Below are 19156 nucleotides of genomic sequence, written 5' to 3'. Positions count from 1 at the left end.
GATAAACAGCCTGATCGCATTCAGTGCCTGACAGCGGGCCGCGCTTCTGCCAAAATAGCCCATCTCGGCACGTTAAACAGATGGACTAGCGATTCTGATGGTAGCAAAACTCATTGATGGCAAATCGATTGCTCAACAGGTCAGGAATGACGTTGCCGCACGGGTAAAGCAGCGGCTGGTCGCGGGTAAACGCGCGCCAGGGTTGGCGGTGGTGCTGGTGGGGGAAAACCCCGCATCTCAGATTTATGTCGCCAATAAACGCAAAGCCTGTGAGGATGTCGGTTTTGTCTCGCGCTCCTACAATTTACCTTCCACCGTCAGCGAAGCTGAACTGCTGTCGCTTATCGACCGGCTGAACGATGACGGGCAGATCGACGGTATTCTGGTGCAGTTGCCGCTGCCGGCGGGCATGGATAATATCAATGTACTGGAACGCATCCGGCCGGATAAGGATGTGGACGGTTTCCATCCCTATAACGTCGGACGTCTGTGCCAGCGCGCGCCGCTGCTGCGTCCCTGCACGCCAAGGGGCATCATTACCCTGCTGGAGCGTTACGACATTGAAACCTTCGGCGTCAACGCCGTGGTGGTGGGCGCGTCCAATATCGTCGGCCGTCCCATGAGCATGGAGCTGCTGCTGGCCGGCTGTACGGTAACGGTGACCCATCGTTTCACCAAGGATTTGCAGCGGCATATCGAGTATGCCGATATCCTGGTGGTGGCGGTGGGTAAACCCGGCCTGATTGCCGGAGAATGGATAAAACCGGGGGCGGTGGTGCTGGACGTGGGCGTTAACCGGCTGGATAACGGCAAGCTGGTCGGGGATGTGGATTTTGCCGTCGCCGCGCAGCGGGCATCCTATATTACGCCGGTACCCGGCGGCGTCGGCCCGATGACGGTGGCCACCTTGATTCAAAATACCTTGCAGGCATGTGAAGAATTTCACGATACAGCATCATAACGGCGGAATACGATGGAAACCTTTTCTCTAGCAGGCCACCCGCACATTGCTTTGTGCGATTTATTAAAATTCCAGGGATGGTGCCATAGCGGCGCGGCGGCGAAAACCGCCATCAACGGCCAGCAGGTGAAAGTAGACGGGGTAATGGAGACCCGCAAGCGGTGTAAGGTTGTGATCAATCAGCAGGTGGAATTTCTCGGCCAGGTGGTGAAGATCGTTGAGTAAACCGGTCTATTCATGAGATGGACCGGCAGGACGGCGCTCTTTCATGCAACGTGCTTAGATCAACGCCAGGGGCGGCAATCCGGGGACCGGTCACTTGATCCCCCCGGACCCCATAGCCGCCGGCATATTCCCCTACCCCTCCTGCAATAGTGAAATAATACCTCCCAACGGGTCCATACCATTGACCAACGCCTTAGAAGGCCGTTGCGCGATAGCGGCCGGCTTGGGCCTTCTGGCGCGTTTTCGTTCGCCTTTCTAGCCGCGGCGCCAGATAGTGCCCTGAGCACTGTCTTCCAGTACGATACCCATGTCGGTGAGCTGTTTTCGCGCCTGGTCCGCCAGGGCCCAGTTTTTCTCTTTGCGGGCATCATTACGCTGTTTAATCAGGGCTTCAATCTGTGCGGTTTCGTCATCGTCGGTTTGGGCGCCGTGCTGCAGAAACTGTTCCGGGTCCTGGGACAGCAGGCCGAGAACATGGCCCAACTGGCGCAACGCGGCGGCCAGCCCCGCGGCTTCCTGGGGATTCTCCGCCTTGAGGCGGTTGACTTCCCGCGCCATTTCGAACAGTACCGAGTAGGCTTCCGGCGTATTGAAATCATCGTCCATGGCGGCAACGAACTGCGCCAGGAAAGCTTCGCCGCCCGCCGGGGGGGTTTGGGGATCGGCGCCGCGCAGGGCGATATAAAGACGTTCGAGGGAGGATCGCGCCTGCTTGAGGTTTTCCTCGCTGTAGTTCAATTGGCTGCGGTAATGTCCCGACATCAGGAAATAACGCACCGTTTCGGCGTCATAATATTTCAGCACATCGCGCACGGTGAAAAAATTATTCAGGGATTTGGACATCTTTTCCCTGTCCACCATCACCATGCCGGAATGCATCCAGTAGTTCACATAGGGCCCCTCATGGGCACAGGTGGACTGGGCGATTTCATTTTCATGGTGGGGGAACATCAAATCCGATCCGCCGCCGTGAATATCAAAGTGGTTACCGAGCTGTTTGCAGTTCATGGCCGAACATTCGATATGCCAGCCCGGGCGGCCTTGCCCCCAGGGTGAAGGCCAACTGGGTTCGCCGGCCTTGGACATCTTCCACAGCACGAAGTCCATGGGGTTGCGTTTGACGTCGGCCACTTCCACCCGCGCGCCGGCCTGAAGCTGTTCCAGGTCCTGGCGCGACAGCTCGCCATAGGACGGGTCGGTATCCACGGCAAACATCACGTCGCCGTTGGCGGCGATATAGGCGTGTTCCTTGCCGATGAGCGTTTCCACCATTTCGATAATATCCGCCATGTGGAACGTGGCGCGGGGTTCGCTGTTGGGGCGCGCGATATTCAGCTTATCGAAATCCCGATACATCTCGCCGATCATTCTGGAGGTGAGCTGTTCTATGGTTTCTTTATTTTGCGCCGCGCGGTGAATAATCTTGTCGTCGATATCAGTGATATTTCGCACATAATCCACTTCATACCCTTTGAAGCGCAGGTAGCGGGTGACGACGTCGAAAGCCACGAAGGTCCGGCCGTGGCCGATATGACAAAGGTCATAAACAGTGATACCGCACACGTACATACCGACTTTTCCGGCATGGATAGGTTTGAATTCCTCTTTTTGTCTGGTCAGGGTATTAAAAATCTTCAGCATCTACATTCATTCCATGGTAGTAACAGGTACGTGTGCATACCGACAGGTTTAGACAGATTGTTCATGCAACGGGGTATTGAACCCTGAAGACGTTGGGAATGCAAGACCAGGCGCCAAGCGAGCACGGAGGACTATGCCACGGACTATGCCATGATCGAAAAGCAACCGTTTTGCGGGGGATTTGGCCGGACATATTAACAGAAACCGGTGTTATCTGCTGTGTATGCTGACTCCACGCCGGACTTATGTTATAAATTCGGTCTGTTTCCCTGGCAGTGAATATACCCGTCATCTTTCACGTTGCCGCCTTGCTGCAACATGAAATCAATAGGGTATAACTCCTTTTCTGACTCGTAGGACAACTATTTATGGTCACTTTCCACACTAATCACGGCGATATCGTCATTAACACTTTCGCCGACAAGGCACCGTTAACCGTCGAGAATTTCCTGAATTACTGCCGTAGCGGCTTTTATGATAATACCATTTTCCATCGTGTCATTAACGGTTTTATGATTCAAGGCGGCGGTTTTGAGCCAGGCATGGCGCAAAAAGCCACCAAGGCGACCATCAAAAACGAGGCCAACAACGGTTTGAAAAACAACCGCGGCACGCTTGCAATGGCGCGGACCAACGATCCCCATTCCGCCACCGCGCAGTTTTTCATTAATCTGGTGGATAATGACTTTTTGAATTTCCGCTCTGAAAATGCCGACGGCTGGGGCTATTGCGTTTTCGCCGAAGTCTCCGACGGCCTGGACGTGGTGGATAAAATCAAAAATGTCCCCACCGGCCGCAGCGGCATGCATCAGGATGTGCCTAAAGAAGATGTCATTATCACCAGCGTGACGGTGGAAGAATAAACACTGCTGCAATGGCGACTTTATTTATTGCGGATCTTCATCTAAGTCATAAAGAACCGGCGATCACCGCCGGTTTTCTGCATTTTTTACAGCGGCAAGCGATCCACGCCGACGCGCTCTATATCCTGGGCGACCTGTTCGAGGCCTGGATAGGGGATGACGATCCCGCGCCGCTGCATCGCGAAGTCGCCGCGGCGCTGCGCGCGCTGCATAAAAAGGGCATCCCGTGCTTTTTTATCCACGGCAACCGTGATTTCCTGCTGGGCCGGCGTTTCGCCGATGCCTGCGGCATGATCATACTGCCCGAAGAGCAACGACTGGATTTATACGATCGCCGAATCCTTGTTTTGCACGGGGATACCCTGTGTACCGATGATGTCCGCTATCAGCGTTACCGGCGGCGGGTCAACCGGCGTTGGCTGCAGCGATTATTCCTGGCATTGCCGCTGCGCTGGCGCCTGCGTATCGCCGATCGGATGCGCGCCGGGAGCCGACAGGCCAACCAGGCAAAATCCCCGGAGATCATGGATGTCAACCCGCAGGCGGTGGCCGCCGTCGCCGAGCGCCATGGAGTGGACTGGCTGATTCACGGCCATACCCACCGCCCGGCCATCCACATCCAGCCACTGTCCTCGGGCCAGCTCCATCGGGCGGTGCTCGGCGCCTGGCACCATCAGGGCTCCATGATCAAGGTCAGCCGGGAAAGTATCGAACTGATTGAATTCCCCTTCGAGGGCTAGCCGGCGCAAAATTCTTTCCTCCCATACGTCAGCTATGTCTGAAACAGGTGCTGGGAATGTTATCGGCGCCTCTTTTCCATTGGTCCGCGTTAGGTGATATATGTGATCTATAATTCTGCTTTAACAGGATACGCAACCGTTTTCCTCGCCCGTGACACATGATATGCTCTACGCCCTCTTTTACCGGCATCCCGGCGTGACGGGGGTCGTTTTAGCGCAACCACAGGAGCATTCCGTCCATGCAAGCCAATCCTGCCCCGGCAAAAATCGCCATCGTGATGGGATCCAAAAGTGACTGGGGAACCATGCAGTTCGCCGCGGACATTCTCACTTCCCTGCAGGTCTCCTTTCAGGCGGAAATCGTCTCTGCGCACCGTACACCGGATAAGCTGTTTGAATTTGCCCAGGGAGCGGCGGCGGCGGGTTTTCAGGTGATCATCGCCGGGGCGGGGGGCGCGGCCCACCTGCCGGGCATGCTGGCGGCCAAAACCCTACTGCCGGTGCTGGGGGTGCCGGTACAGAGCGCGGCGCTGAGCGGCGTGGACAGCCTCTATTCCATTGTGCAGATGCCTCGCGGCATACCGGTGGGCACCCTGGCCATCGGCAAGGCCGGCGCCGCCAATGCCGCATTGCTGGCGGCACAGATACTTGCTTTGCATGACCAGGCGTTGTCGGACCGTTTGGCGGCTTGGCGGCAGGCGCAAACCGACGAGGTTCTGGCCCATCCCGATCCGCGGGAGGACGCATGAAACCGGTTTGTGTTTTAGGCAACGGCCAACTGGGGCGCATGCTGCGTCAGGCGGGCGAGCCCCTGGGCATACAGGTATTCCCGGTGGGCCTGGACGCGGAGCCTGAATCGGTGCCGTTCCAGCAAAGCGTGATTACCGCTGAAATCGAACGCTGGCCCGAAACACCCCTGACCCTGGAGCTGGCGCGCCATAAGGCATTCGTTAACCGGGATATATTCCCGCGGCTGGCGGATCGCCTGACGCAAAAACAATTGCTGGACCAGCTCGGGCTGTCCACCGCGCCATGGGAAGAGCTCAGCGGGGCGGCGCAGTGGCCGCAGGTGTTCAATTCCTTTGGTGATTTGGCTATCGTCAAACGCCGCGTGGGCGGTTATGACGGACGCGGCCAGTGGCGGCTCACTCCCGGCGAAGAAGCCGGCCTGCCCCAGGATTGCTATGGCAGCTGTATTGTGGAACAGGGCATCCCCTTCTCCGGCGAGGTGTCGTTAATCGGCGCCCGCGGGTTTGACGGCAGCAGCGTTTTTTATCCGTTGACCCATAATCTGCACCAGGACGGCATCTTGCGCGCCAGCGTCGCGCTGCCGCAGCCGGACGCCGCATCGCAGCACCGGGCTGAGCTGATGCTGTCGGCCATCATGCATGAACTGGATTACGTCGGCGTGATGGCGATGGAGTGTTTTATTCTCGGCGATGACTTGTTGATTAACGAGCTGGCGCCGCGGGTGCATAATAGCGGCCACTGGACGCAAAACGGCGCTTCAATCAGCCAGTTCGAGCTGCATTTGCGGGCTATATTGAATTTGCCGTTGCCTAAACCCGTGATCACCGCGCCGTCGGTGATGGTGAATTTGATTGGCACCGGCGTCAACGAGGGCTGGCTTAACGATCCTCTGGTGCATTTACATTGGTATGAAAAAGAGGTCAGGCCCGGACGCAAGGTGGGCCATCTTAACTTCAACCATCCCGATCGGAGCGTTTTGCATCGCAGCCTGACGCGGCTGGCGCCACAGTTGCCAGAGGAGTATCAGCGCGGGCTGCATTGGGCACAGCTTCGGCTGGCCGAGCTGCCCTGAATCCTGACCGTCGGTCAAAAAAAGGCCCCAATACAGCGGGCCTTCCCTATTACCGTCCTACTGAAGCCAGCCCGCTATATTCAGGCCATTACCGCCTTTATCGCGTTGTTCAAGGTGGCGCTCGGGCGCATAGCCTGGCTGGCCAGCGCCGGATCCGGGTGATAATAACCGCCGATATCAACCGGTTTGCCCTGCACCTGGTTCAGTTCCGCGACAATCTGCTGTTCGTTGTCGGCAAGAGCAGCGGCGAAGGCGGCGAATTGCTGTTTCAGCGCCGGGTCTTCGTTTTGCTCCGCCAGCGCCTGCGCCCAGTACAGCGCCAGGTAGAAGTGGCTGCCCCGGTTATCCAGTTCGCCGGTCTTGCGCGACGGCGATTTATTGGTATCCAGGAATTTACCGTTGGCCTGATCCAGGGTTTTCGCCAGGATTTTCGCCTTGGGGTTATTGCCGGCGATGCCGACGTGCTCCAGTGATGCCGCCAACGCCAGGAATTCCCCCAGCGAGTCCCACCGCAGGTGATTTTCCTGCAGGAATTGCTGGACATGCTTCGGCGCCGAGCCGCCCGCGCCGGTCTCGAACAACCCGCCGCCGGCCATCAGCGGCACGATGGACAGCATCTTGGCGCTGGTGCCCAGCTCCATGATGGGGAACAGGTCAGTGAGATAATCCCGCAGCACATTGCCGGTGACGGAGATGGTGTCTTTACCGGCCCGGATGCGATCGAGAGAGAAGCGGGTGGCTTCCACCGGCGACATGATGCGGATGTCCAGGCCGGAGGTGTCGTGATCCTTCAGATAGCGCTGCGCTTTTTCAATCATTCGGGCGTCATGAGCGCGGGCCGGATCCAGCCAGAACACCGCCGGGGTATTTGATTCGCGGGCCCGCGTCACCGCCAGCTTCACCCAATCGCGGATCGGCGCGTCTTTGGCCTGGCACATACGCCAGATATCACCGGCTTCAACATTGTGTTCAAGCAAGACCCGGCCGGATTCGTCGGTCACCCGCACCACGCCGTCCGTCGGAATCTGGAAGGTCTTGTCATGGGAGCCGTACTCTTCGGCCTGCTGGGCCATCAGGCCGACGTTGGGCACCGTGCCCAGGGTAGTGGGATCGAAGGCGCCGTGCTGTTTGCAATCGTCGATGACCACCTGATAGATGTCGGCATAGCAGCGATCGGGAATCACTGCCTTGGTGTCGTGCAATTGACCGTCGGGTCCCCACATTTTGCCGGAATCGCGGATCATCGCCGGCATGGAGGCATCCACTATCACATCGCTGGGCACATGCAGATTGGTAATGCCCTTATCGGAATTCACCATCGCCAACTGAGGGCGTCGGGCATAGAGGGCGTCGATATCCTGCTTGATGGCTTGCTGTTTTTCCGCCGGCAGGGCGTTGATTTTGGCATACAAATCGCCGATACCGTTATTGGCGGAAAAGCCCAGGGATTTCAGGTCGTCAGCGTAGCGGTCCAGCACATCTTTAAAGAATTCGCTCACCGCGATGCCGAACATGATGGGATCGGAGACTTTCATCATGGTGGCTTTCAAATGCAGCGACAGCAGCACTCCCCGGCGCTTGGCGTCCTGAATCTGCTCATCGATAAAGCTGCTCAGGGCCTTTTTGCTCATCACCGATGCATCGATAAGCTCAGCGGCTTTTACCGCCGTCTTCGCTTTCAGGACCTTGACGGCGCCGTCTTTGCCCACCAGCTCGATTTTAACGCTGCCGTCATGGTCGATAAGCGCCGTTTTTTCGCTGCCGTAAAAATCACCGGCGGTCATATGCGCCACATGGGTTTGGGAATCGGCGGACCAAGGGCCCATGCGATGCGGATGTTTGCGGGCGTAACTTTTCACCGACAGCGGCGCGCGCCGATCGGAGTTGCCTTCGCGCAGAACCGGATTCACCGCGCTGCCCTTGATTTTGTCATAACGTGTTTTGGCATCTTTTTCCGCATCGGTCTTCGGCTCATCCACATAGTCCGGAACCGCGAAACCCTGCTCCTGCAACTCTTTAATGGCGGCCTTCAGCTGCGGCAGCGAAGCGCTGATATTGGGCAGCTTGATAATATTGGCCTGCGGCGTGACGGCCAATTGGCCCAGCTCCGCCAAATGATCGGAGATGCGTTGATGGACCTGCAGATTTTCGGGGAAGTTGGCAATTATGCGGCCGGCCAGCGAGATATCGCGCGTTTCCACGGCGATGCCCAATGATTGGGTGAACGCCTGAACGATTGGCAGCAGGGAATAGGTCGCCAGCGCCGGCGCCTCGTCAGTGAGCGTATAGATTATTTTAGACGTTGTGGACATTTATTATGTTAACTCCTCAAACCGTATTTTAGTATGACGCCTGGCCGTTACTGTGCAGTAGGCGTGCGGTGGCTGTCAACCTGGTTGTCACTTGCCTGGGGATTTTTTGTTGCATTAATGTTACGCGTTAAAACTCACCCCAGATACTGTCGAAAGCCGCCGTTGCCCTTGACCAGCCGGATACCCAACACGGTGCCCAACAGCGACAATAATATCATCCCCCCCAGCGGCAGCGCCCACCACAGCACATAATCCGGTTGCCAGGGAAAATCAAACACTTTCTGCTGCAATAGCGCCAGCGCCACTTCGGCGCCGATGGCCGCCGCCACGCCGGCCACCAGTCCCAGCAAGGCAAATTCACTCCACAGGGTCGAGCGCAGCAGTTTGGCGCTGGCCCCCAAGGTCCGATAGACCACCAGTTCCCGCTGGCGCTGGTGCATACCCACCTGTACCTGCGCCAGCAGCAGCAGGCCGCCGCAGATAAGCACCAGCGCCACCATGATTTCCAGGGCGCGGCTGACCTGCTGCAATACCTGGCCGATTTGCCGCAGAATGGCTCCCACATCCAGCAAGGTCAGGGTGGGAAATTGGCGGTTCAAACGGGACATCAGCTTTTCGTCACCCTGATAGCGGAAACTGGTGAGCCAGGTTTGGGGCTGATTATCCAGGGATTCCGGCGGAAAGATAAAAAAGAAATTGGGGCGCAGGCTTTCCCAATCCACTTTTCGCAAGCTGGTCACTTTGGCGGTGAAGGCTTGGGTATCGCCGGTAAAGGCCAGGGTATCGCCGAGTTTCAGGTGCAGATCATCGGCCACCCGCTGCTCCATGGAGACTTCCCCGGGCCCCGGAGGCCAATGGCCTGACACCAGTTCATTACCTTCGGGCCGGTCCGCCATCCAGGTCAGGTTCAGCTCGCGATTGACCGTGCGGCCGCCGGGATCGTTCTCATGAACGATCTGGGTTGCTATCTGCCCGTTGATCTCCGTCAGGCGCGCGCGGACGATAGGGTAAAAAGCCCCGGGGGATACCTGGTTTTGCCGGAGAAAATCCCTGACCTGCGACACCTGATCGGCGGTGAGGTTCAGCAGGAAATAGTTCGGGCTGCCCGGGGGCAGCTGTTCCTGGAAGCGCTGGAGTAAATCCCCCCGCATCACCAGCAGCAACGCCAGCAGCATAAAACTCAGTGAGAACGCCGCCAGCTGGCTCATGGTTATCCATGGCTGCCGCAACAGGCGGTTAATGGCCAGCCGCAGGGTAAGCCGTCGGACAACCACATGCCGTAGCAGCCATAAGGCGCCCCATCCCACCGCCGCCAGCATCAGCGTCAGGACCGCAATGCCGCCGGCCAGGGTCCAGAATAGCCCGCCGACGCCGACGATGGCGATGAGCAATCCCAGGACGACGATAAGGACAGCCGGCACATAATAACGCAGCGGCCAGACAGCGGCGGCCGATTCCCGGCGCAGCACCCGCAGCGGGCGCGTGGCCAGCAGTTGCCGGTAGGGCCGCAGGCCCACCAGCAGGGAAATAATCACCAGCGATCCCAGCGACCACAGCCAGGGCCAGACGCCGGAGGAGGGCAGCGCCGCCGGCAGTACCGGCGCCAGCATGCGCATTAACAGCCATTCGAAGGCCAGACCGATGAGGCTGCCGCATATACCGGCAAAGATCAGTAACGATAGCCACTGGCCGATGATGAGTTTCATCAGCGCCCGGCGTCCGGCGCCGAGGGTTTTCAATACCGCCACCACGTCGCCGCGGCTGCGGCAATAATGCCCCATGGCCACCGCCACCGCCGCCACGGCGAGCATCAGCGTCAACAGCGCCGACAGCACCAGGAAGGAATGAGAGCGCTGGATGGAGACGTTCAGCGCGCCGTTGGAGTCATCCATGCTATACCAGCGCTGGTCGGCGCCAAGCTTGGGCAGCAGATAGCCCTCAAAGGTTTGAAGCTGTTGCGGCGTGCCGGCGAACATATAGCGCCAGGTCACCCGGCCGCCGGGCTGGACGGCGCCGGTTTTCTCCACGTCCGCCTCGTTGATGATGATGGCCGGCGCGGTTTGGAACGGGTTGAATCCGCTGTCCGGTTCCTGCACGATCTCGCCGCTGATACGTAACGTGGCGTCCCCCACCGCCAGCATATCGCCGACGTTCAGGGCGAGCAGCGCCAGTAAACGCGGCGCCGCCAGTACGGTGCCGGGCTGGGCCCGCAAGCCCGCCGGACGAGTGACCAGTTGTCCGTACAGCGGATAGCGCTCGTCAGCGGCTTTGACATTGGCCAGTTGGGCGTTGTCGCCGGCGAAGGTCATCGTCATAAAGCTTACCTGGCGGCTCAAGGTCAAGCCGTCGGCGGCGGCCTGCCGCAGCCAGCTTTCATCTATCGGGCGCGCCGTGCGCAGTACCCGGTCGGCGGCAAGAAATTCGCGGCTTTGCTGCCCGATGCCTTTTTGCATACGATCGCTGATGTTTCCCAAAGCCAGTACGCAGGCCACCGACAGGGTCAGCGCCAACCACACTATCAGCAGCGAAGGAGAACGCCATTCGCGCCAGAACCATCGTCCTATCATGCCACCTCCTGCAATCGGCCGTCCTGCAGGCGCAGGCGCCGCTCGCAGCGGGCAGCGAGCTGGAGATCATGGGTCACCAATATCAGGGTGGTGGCGGAGTCCCGGTTCAGGGAGAACAGCGAATCGGCGATGCGATCGCCGGTTTTGCGATCCAGATTGCCGGTGGGCTCATCGGCAAAGAGAATTTGCGGCCGCCCGCTGAAGGCACGGGCCAGCGCCACGCGCTGCTGTTCGCCGCCGGACAGCTGGGCCGGCATATGGCCCAGGCGCCGGGACAAACCCAGCTGATCCAGCAATTGTAGCGCCTGTTCACGGCTGTGCCCTTCGCTTTCACCCCGCAACAAGGCGGGCAACTGCACGTTCTCAAGGGCGGTCAGCGTAGGCACCAGCATAAAAGACTGGAACACGAAACCGATGTGCCGGGCCCGCAACGCCGCCCGTCCCTCTTCATCCAGCTCCGCCAGCGAGTGGCCCAGCAGCCTGACCTCTCCTTCGCTGCCGTCGTCCAGTCCGGCCAAAATGCCCAGCAGGGTGGATTTACCGGAGCCCGATTCGCCAATCAGCGCAATTGTCTGCGCCGGTTTGACAACAAGCTCAACTCCGGTAAGGATGGTAAGCTGGTGTTCCCCCTGACCGACGTGTTTACCAAGATGATGAACTTCAAGAACGTTTTCCGCTGGCATTTTCCCTTCCTTTTACTGTTAGGACTCTTCAGTGTACGTGCAATTGCCGCTGATACCTTATTGATTTTGGGCGATAGTCTCAGCGCCGGCTATAGAATGGCGGCGGAGCAGGCCTGGCCGTCGCTGCTTAATGATAAATGGCGGCAGCAGGCCGACGGCAGCCGGGTGATTAACGGCAGCATCAGCGGCGATACCGCCACCCAAGGCCTGGCGCGCCTGCCGGCTTTGCTCAAACTCTACAATCCGCGCTGGGTCATGATTGAACTGGGAGGCAACGACGGTCTGCGCGGTTTCCCGCCGCAGGCCATCGAGCAGGACCTGTCCCGGGCCATCGAACTGGTAAAACAGTCGGGAGCGCAGCCCTTGCTGATGCAAATCCGCCTGCCGCCGAATTACGGACAGCGCTACACTCAATCGTTTAGCGAGATTTATCCCGCGCTGGCGCAAAAATACGGGGTGCCGCTACTGCCGTTTTTTATGGAGCAAATCTATCTGAAACCGCAGTGGATGCAGGATGATGGCATTCACCCCAATCCCTTGGCCCAGCCTTTTATCGCCGACTGGATGTCGACGCAGCTCACCCCGTTACTTAAGCATGATTCATCCGTCTCAGGACCAAGCCATGGGTAAAGTTATGCAAAAAACGGTGGTGATCACCGGCTGTTCCAGCGGTATCGGCGCCGTCGCGGCGACGGATTTACGCCAGCGCGGTTATCGGGTGGTGGCGACCTGCCGCAACCCGGAGGATGTCGCAGGGCTGCTGGCCGCCGGATTCGAGGCGCTGCAAATGGATCTGGATGAAGCAAAGAGCGTTGACATTGCCGCCGCCGCTATCATTGAGCTCACCGGCAATCGGGTCTATGCCCTGTTCAATAATGCCGGCTACGGGCAATACGGCCCCCTGGCCGACCTGTCGCGTCAGCTATTGGAGAAACAGTTCGCCAGCAATCTGTTCGGCACTCATCAGCTCACCCAGCGCTTGCTGCCGGCCATGCTGCCCCACGGCGAGGGGCGGATTATCCAGACCAGTTCGGTGATGGGGCTGGTTTCCACGCCGGGACGCGGGGCATATGCCGCCAGTAAATTCGCCCTGGAAGCCTGGTCGGATACTCTGCGGATGGAGCTGCACGGCACCGGCCTGCATGTCAGCCTGATTGAGCCCGGCCCCATAAGCACCGCTTTTACCGGCAACGTCAGACAGTCCAGGTCGGATAAACCGGTAACCAATCCCGGTATTGCCAAACGATTTACGTTGCCTCCCGAGGCAATCCTGCCCAAACTGCATCATGCGTTGGAACATCCGAGACCCCGGTTACGTTATCCGGTCACGCTGGTGGCGCATACTATGTCAGTGTTACGCCGTATTTTACCGGACCGAAGCCTTGATATGATTTTACGCGGCAGGCATTGAGGCGGGGGAAAACGCCCCCATATATCGCTAAAACGGACGAGAGAAAATTTCATGCTAGCTCAAGCCACCCTTGTTGAAATTGATGAAACAAACCTGCAGCAAACCCTCGAACAATCTTTGTCCCAGCCGGTGCTGTTCTATTTTTGGTCGGAGCGCAGCCAGCATTGCCAGCAATTGACGCCGGTTATCGATCGGCTGGCGCAGGAATTCGCCGGCCAGTTCATCCTGGCCAAGGTGGATTGCGATGCCCAGCAGCAGGTAGCCGCTCAATTCGGCCTGCGCGCCATCCCCACGCTGTATTTGTTTAAAGACGGCCAGCCGCTGGACGGACTGCAGGGTCCGCAGTCGGAGGAGGTGATTCGCGAGCTGCTGCTCAGAGCCTTGCCGGATCCCGCCGAACTCAAAATGACCGAGGCCGCCGCCCTTATGGACCAAGGCGCCTACGGCGAAGCCCTGCCGCTGTTGAAAGAGGCCTGGCAGATGAGCAAGCAGTCCAGCGAATCGGGGCTGCTGCTGGCGGAAACCTATATCCATCTCAAGCGTATCGACGATGCCCTGGCGGTACTGGACGTTTTCCCGCTACAGGATAAAGATACCCGCTACCAGGGGCTGCTGGCGCAAATCGATCTGATGAAACAGGCGGCGAACACGCCGGAAATGCAGCAATTACAACTCCAGGTGCAAAATGCGCCGGACGATGCGGCGCTGGCGGTGCAGTTGGCGCTGCAGCTGCATCAGGTCGGCCGGAACGAGGAAGCGCTGGAACTGCTTCTTGGCCATCTGCGCAAGGATCTCGCCGCCGCGGAGGGTGAAGCTCGCAAAACCATGATGGATATCCTGTCGGCCCTGGGCACCGGCGACGCCCTGGCGGGAAAATATCGCCGCAAGCTGTATTCCCTGCTCTATTAAGCCTTCATGCCGGGTGGGGCCGCTGCCCCGCTCCGCAGGCGTCGGTAAGCCGGAAAGCCTCGGCCTGCGGTGCTTCGCCGCTTAAACCGCGCAACGCGTTCAATCCGCCGGACCGGTGAAATCCCGATCCCGTCGCCGAATATGCTCTGTCCCCCGCGAATCCGCGACGGCAAAAGCGTACTATTAAGCCAGCGTTGAAAACGCTGTGTCATGCTGGCCGGCAGCCGCGGGCGATGCCTTTTGGGTCGGGCCGGCCACGTTAGTTCCTTCACGTAAAGAAATGGAGATTCCCCCTATGCTGACGGTTATACCAATCATAGTTATTGTCGCCCTGATTATCGTCTGGGCGGGGATAAAAATTGTCCCGCAAGGATATCATTGGACAGTGGAGCGTTTTGGCCGTTATACCCACACACTCAGACCCGGCCTCAATCTGGTGGTGCCGTTCATGGACCGGATCGGGCGCAAGATCAATATGATGGAACAGGTGCTGGATATTCCGTCGCAGGAAATCATCTCGAAGGACAACGCCAATGTCACCATCGACGCGGTCTGCTTTATCCAGGTAGTGGAACCGTCGCGCGCCGCCTATGAAGTCAGTAACCTGGAGCAGGCCATACTTAACCTGACCATGACCAATATCCGTACGGTGCTGGGCTCCATGGAGCTGGACGAAATGTTGTCCCAGCGGGACGGCATCAATACCCGCCTGCTGCATATCGTGGATGAAGCCACCAGTCCCTGGGGCATCAAGGTCACGCGTATCGAAATCCGCGACGTCCGGCCGCCGGTGGAAATGATTGCCGCGATGAACGCGCAGATGCGGGCTGAACGTACCAAGCGGGCGAATATCCTTGAGGCGGAAGGGATACGCCAGGCCGCCATCCTGCGGGCCGAGGGTGAAAAACAGTCGCAAATCCTGAAAGCGGAGGGTGAGCGTCAATCCGCTTTCCTGCAGGCGGAAGCCCGTGAACGGGCGGCGCAGGCCGAAGCGCAGGCCACCCAGGTGGTCTCCGATGCCATCGCGGCGGGCAATATCCAGGCGATTAACTATTTTGTCGCCCAGAAATATACGGATGCGCTGAAACATATCGGTTCCGCCAACAACAGCAAGGTTATCATGATGCCGCTGGATGCCAGCAGCCTGATGGGCGCCATCGGCGGTATTGCCGAACTGATCGGCGAAAGCAAACAGGTCCGGGGTAAATAACCATGCTGACCGCTTTGGTGGTAAATCCTCATTGGTTCTGGATTTCGCTCGGCGGTCTGCTGCTGGCTGCCGAAATGCTGGGCGCCGGCGGGTTCCTGTTATGGAGCGGCTGCGCCGCGGTGGCGGTGGGACTGGTGATATGGGTGGTGCCCATGGATTGGGCGGCGCAAGGCCTCCTATTCGCGCTGCTCACCCTGGTTTCAGGCTTTTTATGGTGGTATTGGCTGCGCGGTCATAACAAAAGCCTGCCCGCGTCGTTGCTCAACCGACGCGGCGAACAGCTGGTGGGCATCCATGCCATCCTGGTGGAACCGGTGGTGAACGGCGTCGGCCGGGTACGCGTCGGCGACGGCACATGGCGGGCGATCTGCGACGAAGATCTGCCCGTGGGGGCCACCGTGGAAGTGATGGCCGCGGAAGGCATTACGTTGCATGTCCGTCCGGTCAGCGGCTCGAGCAGCATCCCGACAGATTATCAATAATCGGGCAATCGGCGCCTTCATCCCCAGGACAGCTTTCCGCCAGCGCCAACAGGTGCTCGCGCATGGCTTTCAGCTGTTCGATGTGATTTTCGATGTCTTTCACTTTCTGCAGGGTGCGGGTCTTGACGTCGGCGCTGTGGCGCTGGGGATTATTAAAGAGCGCCACCAGTTCGCGGCATTCGTCGAGGTTGAATCCCACCAGCCGCGCCTGATGCAGCAGCGTCAGCTCTTCCAGATGCCGTGCGTCATAGCTGCGATAACCATTGTCCCGGCGGGTGGGCTGCGTCACCAGGCCCTTCTCTTCATAAAACCGGATCGCCTTGCTGGTCAGGCCGGTTTTTTTCGCCACGTCGCTAATATTCATTTTCCCCCCTTGACCTTCCCCTTGCGGCAAGGTTTAAGCTTCATTACATCGAATTTTCCCAACCGAAGTCAACCTGTTTGGGAAATCCCGTTAACCACAAAGGAGTCGTGTATGTCACAGACTATCGTACTCGCATTGCAGGGTTTGTCTTGCGATCACTGTATTAAACGGGTCAAAGAGACCCTCGAATCCCGTGACGATGTTGAAAGCGCACGGGTGGCGCTGGACTATGCGGAAGTCACCGGCGATGCCGGAGCGCCGGATCTGATTGCCAGTATTGAACAGGCCGGTTACGACGCCGCGCCGGCGGAGCGGGGGGATACCGAATTGGCCCTTTCCGGCCTGAACTGCGGGCATTGCGTGGCCAGCACCCGCAAGGCGCTGGAAGCGGTGCCCGGCGTCTTCAGCGCCACGGTAACGCTGGATCACGCCAGCGTGTACGGTAAGACGGATGCAGCGGCGCTGGTCAAGGCGGTGGAACAGGCGGGTTACCAGGCCGTTCCGACGGTGAGTCAGCCGCACCCAAAAACTGAGCCGCTGACAGTGCTTACCTCAGCGCCGGACTTTCTGGCAGCGGCGACATCTCTTCCGGCATACATCAATAGCGATTCTCCGGACGCGGTGGCAACGACGTCCCCTTCCCCCGTCGCAGCCTTGCCTCAAAGCGCATCGCCGCAAAGCGACGACAGTTTGCATCTGTTGATTAGCGGCATGAGCTGCGCCAGTTGCGTCAGTAAAGTCGAACATGCGCTACAGCGGGTTCCCGGCGTGGAGCAGGCGCGGGTGAACCTGGCGGAGCGCAGCGCGCTGGTGATGGGGACCCCGGACGGTGGGGCGCTGATAACCGCCATTGAACAGGCCGGCTACGGCGCGGAGCTGATTGCGGATGAAACCCAGCGGCGGGAACGGCAGCAGCAGACCGCGCAAAGCGCAATGCGACGTTTCCGCTGGCAATCGGCGCTGGCGCTGACCCTGGGTCTACCGTTAATGGCCTGGGGCCTGTTCGGCGGCAGCATGACCCTCACCCCGCAAACCCGCTTGCCCTGGCTGCTCATCGGCTTGATTACCCTGGCGGTGATGATTTTCGCCGGCGGACATTTTTACCGCAGCGCCTGGCGCAGTCTGAAAACCGGCAGCGCCACCATGGACACGCTGGTGGCGCTGGGCACCGGCGCGGCCTGGCTTTACTCCATCAGTATCGTGCTTTGGCCGGACGTGTTCCCGATGATGGCGCGCCATCTCTATTTTGAAGCCAGCGCCATGATCATCGGCTTGATTAATCTCGGCCATGCCCTGGAACAACGCGCCCGCCAGCGCTCATCGCAGGCCTTGGAACGCCTGTTGGACCTGACGCCCCCCACGGCCAGGGTGGTCACCGAAAACGGCGAGCAAACCCTGCCCCTGTCAGAGGTTCAACTGGGCATGATCCTGCGGCTGACCGCAGGGGATCGGGTACCGGTGGACGGTGAAATTACCCAGGGTGAAATCTGGCTGGATGAATCCATGCTCACCGGGGAGCCGGCGCCGCGGCAAAAATCCAACGGCGATAAAGTCCATGCGGGAACCGTAGCGCAGGACGGCAGCGTGTTGTTCCGCGCCGATGCGGTGGGCAACCAAACCACCCTGGCGCGGATCATCAGGTTGGTGCGCCAGGCGCAAAGCAGTAAACCGGCCATCGGACAGATGGCGGACCGGATTTCGGCGGTATTTGTCCCGACGGTTGTGGCCATCGCCTTAATCAGCGCCGCCATCTGGTATCTGGTGGGGCCGGCGCCTCAAATCGTCTATACGCTGGTGGTCGCCACCACGGTATTGATTATCGCGTGCCCCTGCGCCCTGGGCCTGGCTACTCCCATGTCCATTATTGCCGGCATAGGCCGGGCGGCGGAATTCGGCGTACTGGTGCGGGATGCCGATGCGCTGCAGCACGCCACCTCCCTTGATACCCTGGTCTTCGATAAAACCGGCACCCTCACCGAGGGCCGCCCGAGAGTGGTGGCGGTGGAACCCATGGCCGGTTTTGACGAATCACGGGCGCTGTCGCTGGCTGCGGCGCTGGAACAGGGCTCCAATCATCCCCTGGCCCACGCCATCGTCCAGCGTGCCGGTGAAACGGCGCTGCCTGTAGTACGGGAAGTAGTGCGGGAATTTCACACCCTGCGCGGTCTCGGGGTCAGCGGCGAGGTAGACGGGGCCCGGATTTTATTGGGCAACAGCGCGTTGCTAAAGCAGCACCATATCAACGCCGGGCCCATTGCCGACAGGATAAAACAGTGGTCGGAACAGGGCGCCACGCCGGTGATTCTGGCGGTGGACGGCGAGGTGGCGGCGCTGTTCGCCGTTCGCGATCCGCTGCGGTCGGACAGCGTGGCGGCGCTCAACCGGCTGCATGCTCAGGGTTATACCCTGGTCATGCTCACCGGGGACAATCCCGCCACCGCCCAAAGCGTGGCGAAAGAGGCCGGTATCGACCGGGTGATTGCCGGCGTATTGCCGGACGGCAAGGCGGAGGCCATCAGGACGTTACAGCAGCAGGGGCACCGGGTAGCCATGATTGGCGACGGCATCAATGACGCGCCGGCCCTGGCCCAGGCGGAAGTGGGTATCGCCATGGGGGGCGGCAGCGATGTGGCTATTGAAACCGCCGCCATTACCCTGATGCGCCATAGTCTGCACGGGGTGGCGGACGCGCTGGCGGTCTCCAAGGCCACGTTGCGCAACATGAAGCAAAATCTGCTGGGGGCCTTCGTTTATAATGTATTGGGGATTCCTATCGCCGCCGGTATTTTGTATCCCTTTACCGGCACCCTGCTCAGCCCGGTGGTGGCCGGCGCGGCGATGGCGCTGTCATCGATTACCGTGGTGAGCAACGCCAACCGATTGATAGGTTTTAAACCAAAAGCATAAACTTGAATACGTCGAGTCGCAGCTGTGTTAGCCGCGACTTGAAGTATGACGGGTATAAC

The 19156-nt window shown here is 59.3% G+C and carries 17 protein-coding genes; 12 read left to right on the top strand and 5 right to left on the bottom strand.

What is annotated here, in order from left to right; translation table 11 throughout:
- Positions 1-97 precede the first annotated feature (97 nt).
- Together folD and ybcJ are read left to right on the top strand one after the other, a co-directional pair.
- On the top strand, positions 98-961 hold the full coding sequence (folD, locus tag ACL2XO_RS08365; protein ID WP_413723663.1) for a bifunctional methylenetetrahydrofolate dehydrogenase/methenyltetrahydrofolate cyclohydrolase FolD: 864 nt from the start codon (positions 98-100) through the stop codon (positions 959-961).
- Positions 962-973: 12 nt separating this feature from the next.
- Positions 974-1186 (top strand): ribosome-associated protein YbcJ, encoded by a 213-nt coding sequence (gene ybcJ, locus ACL2XO_RS08360; protein WP_203522366.1) that lies wholly within the window; start codon positions 974-976, stop codon positions 1184-1186.
- A gap of 255 nt (positions 1187-1441) precedes the next feature.
- Here the strand turns inward: ybcJ and cysS are convergent, their stop codons facing one another.
- Positions 1442-2827, bottom strand: coding sequence for a cysteine--tRNA ligase (gene cysS, locus ACL2XO_RS08355; protein WP_413723662.1), 1386 nt, complete (start codon positions 2825-2827; stop codon positions 1442-1444).
- Between the two features lie 368 nt (positions 2828-3195).
- On the opposite strand from cysS, the gene ppiB reads away from it, so the two are divergent.
- The 4 genes from ppiB to purK all read left to right on the top strand — a co-directional run bounded on the left by ppiB (position 3196) and on the right by purK (position 6252).
- Positions 3196-3690 carry a peptidylprolyl isomerase B gene (ppiB, locus tag ACL2XO_RS08350; RefSeq protein ID WP_132922886.1) on the top strand — a complete coding sequence of 165 codons (495 nt, stop codon included), beginning with the start codon at positions 3196-3198 and terminating at the stop codon, positions 3688-3690.
- 11 nt (positions 3691-3701) lie between these two features.
- Positions 3702-4430, top strand: a complete 729-nt coding sequence (locus ACL2XO_RS08345) for a UDP-2,3-diacylglucosamine diphosphatase (RefSeq protein ID WP_132922887.1) — start codon at positions 3702-3704, stop codon at positions 4428-4430.
- Between the two features lie 239 nt (positions 4431-4669).
- Positions 4670-5179, top strand: coding sequence for a 5-(carboxyamino)imidazole ribonucleotide mutase (purE, locus tag ACL2XO_RS08340; protein WP_413742537.1), 510 nt, complete (start codon positions 4670-4672; stop codon positions 5177-5179).
- Positions 5176-6252: a 5-(carboxyamino)imidazole ribonucleotide synthase gene (gene purK / locus ACL2XO_RS08335; RefSeq protein WP_413742536.1), complete on the top strand. Its 1077-nt coding sequence runs from the start codon at positions 5176-5178 to the stop codon at positions 6250-6252. Before purE ends, purK begins: the two co-directional genes overlap by 4 nt.
- A gap of 80 nt (positions 6253-6332) precedes the next feature.
- Here the strand turns inward: purK and ACL2XO_RS08330 are convergent, their stop codons facing one another.
- The 3 genes from ACL2XO_RS08330 to ybbA form a co-directional block, all read right to left on the bottom strand.
- Positions 6333-8564, bottom strand: a complete 2232-nt coding sequence (locus tag ACL2XO_RS08330; protein WP_413742535.1) for an NADP-dependent isocitrate dehydrogenase — start codon at positions 8562-8564, stop codon at positions 6333-6335.
- 134 nt (positions 8565-8698) lie between these two features.
- Entirely contained in the window at positions 8699-11131 is a 2433-nt protein-coding gene (ybbP, locus tag ACL2XO_RS08325) for a putative ABC transporter permease subunit YbbP (RefSeq protein ID WP_413742534.1), read from the bottom strand.
- On the bottom strand, positions 11128-11814 hold the full coding sequence (gene ybbA, locus ACL2XO_RS08320) for a putative ABC transporter ATP-binding protein YbbA (RefSeq protein ID WP_132922892.1): 687 nt from the start codon (positions 11812-11814) through the stop codon (positions 11128-11130). Before ybbA ends, ybbP begins: the two co-directional genes overlap by 4 nt.
- On the opposite strand from ybbA, the gene tesA reads away from it, so the two are divergent.
- The 5 genes from tesA to ACL2XO_RS08295 all read left to right on the top strand — a co-directional run bounded on the left by tesA (position 11785) and on the right by ACL2XO_RS08295 (position 15826).
- The gene (gene tesA / locus ACL2XO_RS08315) at positions 11785-12444 is read left to right on the top strand and encodes a multifunctional acyl-CoA thioesterase I/protease I/lysophospholipase L1 (RefSeq protein WP_413743046.1); all 660 of its coding nucleotides are present in this window, start codon (positions 11785-11787) and stop codon (positions 12442-12444) included. The two genes, ybbA and tesA, sit on opposite strands and share 30 nt — an antisense overlap.
- A gap of 4 nt (positions 12445-12448) precedes the next feature.
- Positions 12449-13225 carry an SDR family oxidoreductase gene (locus ACL2XO_RS08310; RefSeq protein ID WP_413743045.1) on the top strand — a complete coding sequence of 259 codons (777 nt, stop codon included), beginning with the start codon at positions 12449-12451 and terminating at the stop codon, positions 13223-13225.
- Positions 13226-13276: 51 nt separating this feature from the next.
- Positions 13277-14134, top strand: coding sequence for a tetratricopeptide repeat protein (locus tag ACL2XO_RS08305; RefSeq protein ID WP_413742533.1), 858 nt, complete (start codon positions 13277-13279; stop codon positions 14132-14134).
- Positions 14135-14429: 295 nt separating this feature from the next.
- Positions 14430-15344 carry an SPFH domain-containing protein gene (locus tag ACL2XO_RS08300; protein WP_132922895.1) on the top strand — a complete coding sequence of 305 codons (915 nt, stop codon included), beginning with the start codon at positions 14430-14432 and terminating at the stop codon, positions 15342-15344.
- 2 nt (positions 15345-15346) lie between these two features.
- Complete coding sequence (locus ACL2XO_RS08295) at positions 15347-15826, top strand: NfeD family protein (RefSeq protein WP_203522377.1); 480 nt, start codon at positions 15347-15349, stop codon at positions 15824-15826.
- On the opposite strand, the gene cueR is transcribed toward ACL2XO_RS08295, so the two are convergent.
- Positions 15789-16190: a Cu(I)-responsive transcriptional regulator gene (gene cueR, locus ACL2XO_RS08290; RefSeq protein WP_132922897.1), complete on the bottom strand. Its 402-nt coding sequence runs from the start codon at positions 16188-16190 to the stop codon at positions 15789-15791. The two genes, ACL2XO_RS08295 and cueR, sit on opposite strands and share 38 nt — an antisense overlap.
- A 111-nt stretch (positions 16191-16301) precedes the next feature.
- Here cueR and copA point away from each other — a divergent pair, with 111 nt between their 5' ends.
- Positions 16302-19097, top strand: a complete 2796-nt coding sequence (gene copA, locus ACL2XO_RS08285) for a copper-exporting P-type ATPase CopA (RefSeq protein WP_413742532.1) — start codon at positions 16302-16304, stop codon at positions 19095-19097.
- Positions 19098-19156 lie beyond the last annotated feature (59 nt).

This window comes from Sodalis sp. RH15, assembly GCF_047324255.1.
GTDB classification, from domain to species: domain Bacteria; phylum Pseudomonadota; class Gammaproteobacteria; order Enterobacterales; family Enterobacteriaceae; genus Acerihabitans; species Acerihabitans ligni.
This window is presented reverse-complemented; position numbering and strand designations above follow the sequence as displayed.

Coding starts and splice junctions, on each gene's coding strand:
- folD (WP_413723663.1), top strand. CDS start 98: ATGGTAGCAAAACTCATTGATGGCAAATCGATTGCTCAACAGGTCAGG.
- ybcJ (WP_203522366.1), top strand. CDS start 974: ATGGAAACCTTTTCTCTAGCAGGCCACCCGCACATTGCTTTGTGCGAT.
- cysS (WP_413723662.1), bottom strand. CDS start 2,827: ATGCTGAAGATTTTTAATACCCTGACCAGACAAAAAGAGGAATTCAAA.
- ppiB (WP_132922886.1), top strand. CDS start 3,196: ATGGTCACTTTCCACACTAATCACGGCGATATCGTCATTAACACTTTC.
- ACL2XO_RS08345 (WP_132922887.1), top strand. CDS start 3,702: ATGGCGACTTTATTTATTGCGGATCTTCATCTAAGTCATAAAGAACCG.
- purE (WP_413742537.1), top strand. CDS start 4,670: ATGCAAGCCAATCCTGCCCCGGCAAAAATCGCCATCGTGATGGGATCC.
- purK (WP_413742536.1), top strand. CDS start 5,176: ATGAAACCGGTTTGTGTTTTAGGCAACGGCCAACTGGGGCGCATGCTG.
- ACL2XO_RS08330 (WP_413742535.1), bottom strand. CDS start 8,564: ATGTCCACAACGTCTAAAATAATCTATACGCTCACTGACGAGGCGCCG.
- ybbP (WP_413742534.1), bottom strand. CDS start 11,131: ATGATAGGACGATGGTTCTGGCGCGAATGGCGTTCTCCTTCGCTGCTG.
- tesA (WP_413743046.1), top strand. CDS start 11,785: ATGAACTTCAAGAACGTTTTCCGCTGGCATTTTCCCTTCCTTTTACTG.
- ybbA (WP_132922892.1), bottom strand. CDS start 11,814: ATGCCAGCGGAAAACGTTCTTGAAGTTCATCATCTTGGTAAACACGTC.
- ACL2XO_RS08310 (WP_413743045.1), top strand. CDS start 12,449: ATGCAAAAAACGGTGGTGATCACCGGCTGTTCCAGCGGTATCGGCGCC.
- ACL2XO_RS08305 (WP_413742533.1), top strand. CDS start 13,277: ATGCTAGCTCAAGCCACCCTTGTTGAAATTGATGAAACAAACCTGCAG.
- ACL2XO_RS08300 (WP_132922895.1), top strand. CDS start 14,430: ATGCTGACGGTTATACCAATCATAGTTATTGTCGCCCTGATTATCGTC.
- ACL2XO_RS08295 (WP_203522377.1), top strand. CDS start 15,347: ATGCTGACCGCTTTGGTGGTAAATCCTCATTGGTTCTGGATTTCGCTC.
- cueR (WP_132922897.1), bottom strand. CDS start 16,190: ATGAATATTAGCGACGTGGCGAAAAAAACCGGCCTGACCAGCAAGGCG.
- copA (WP_413742532.1), top strand. CDS start 16,302: ATGTCACAGACTATCGTACTCGCATTGCAGGGTTTGTCTTGCGATCAC.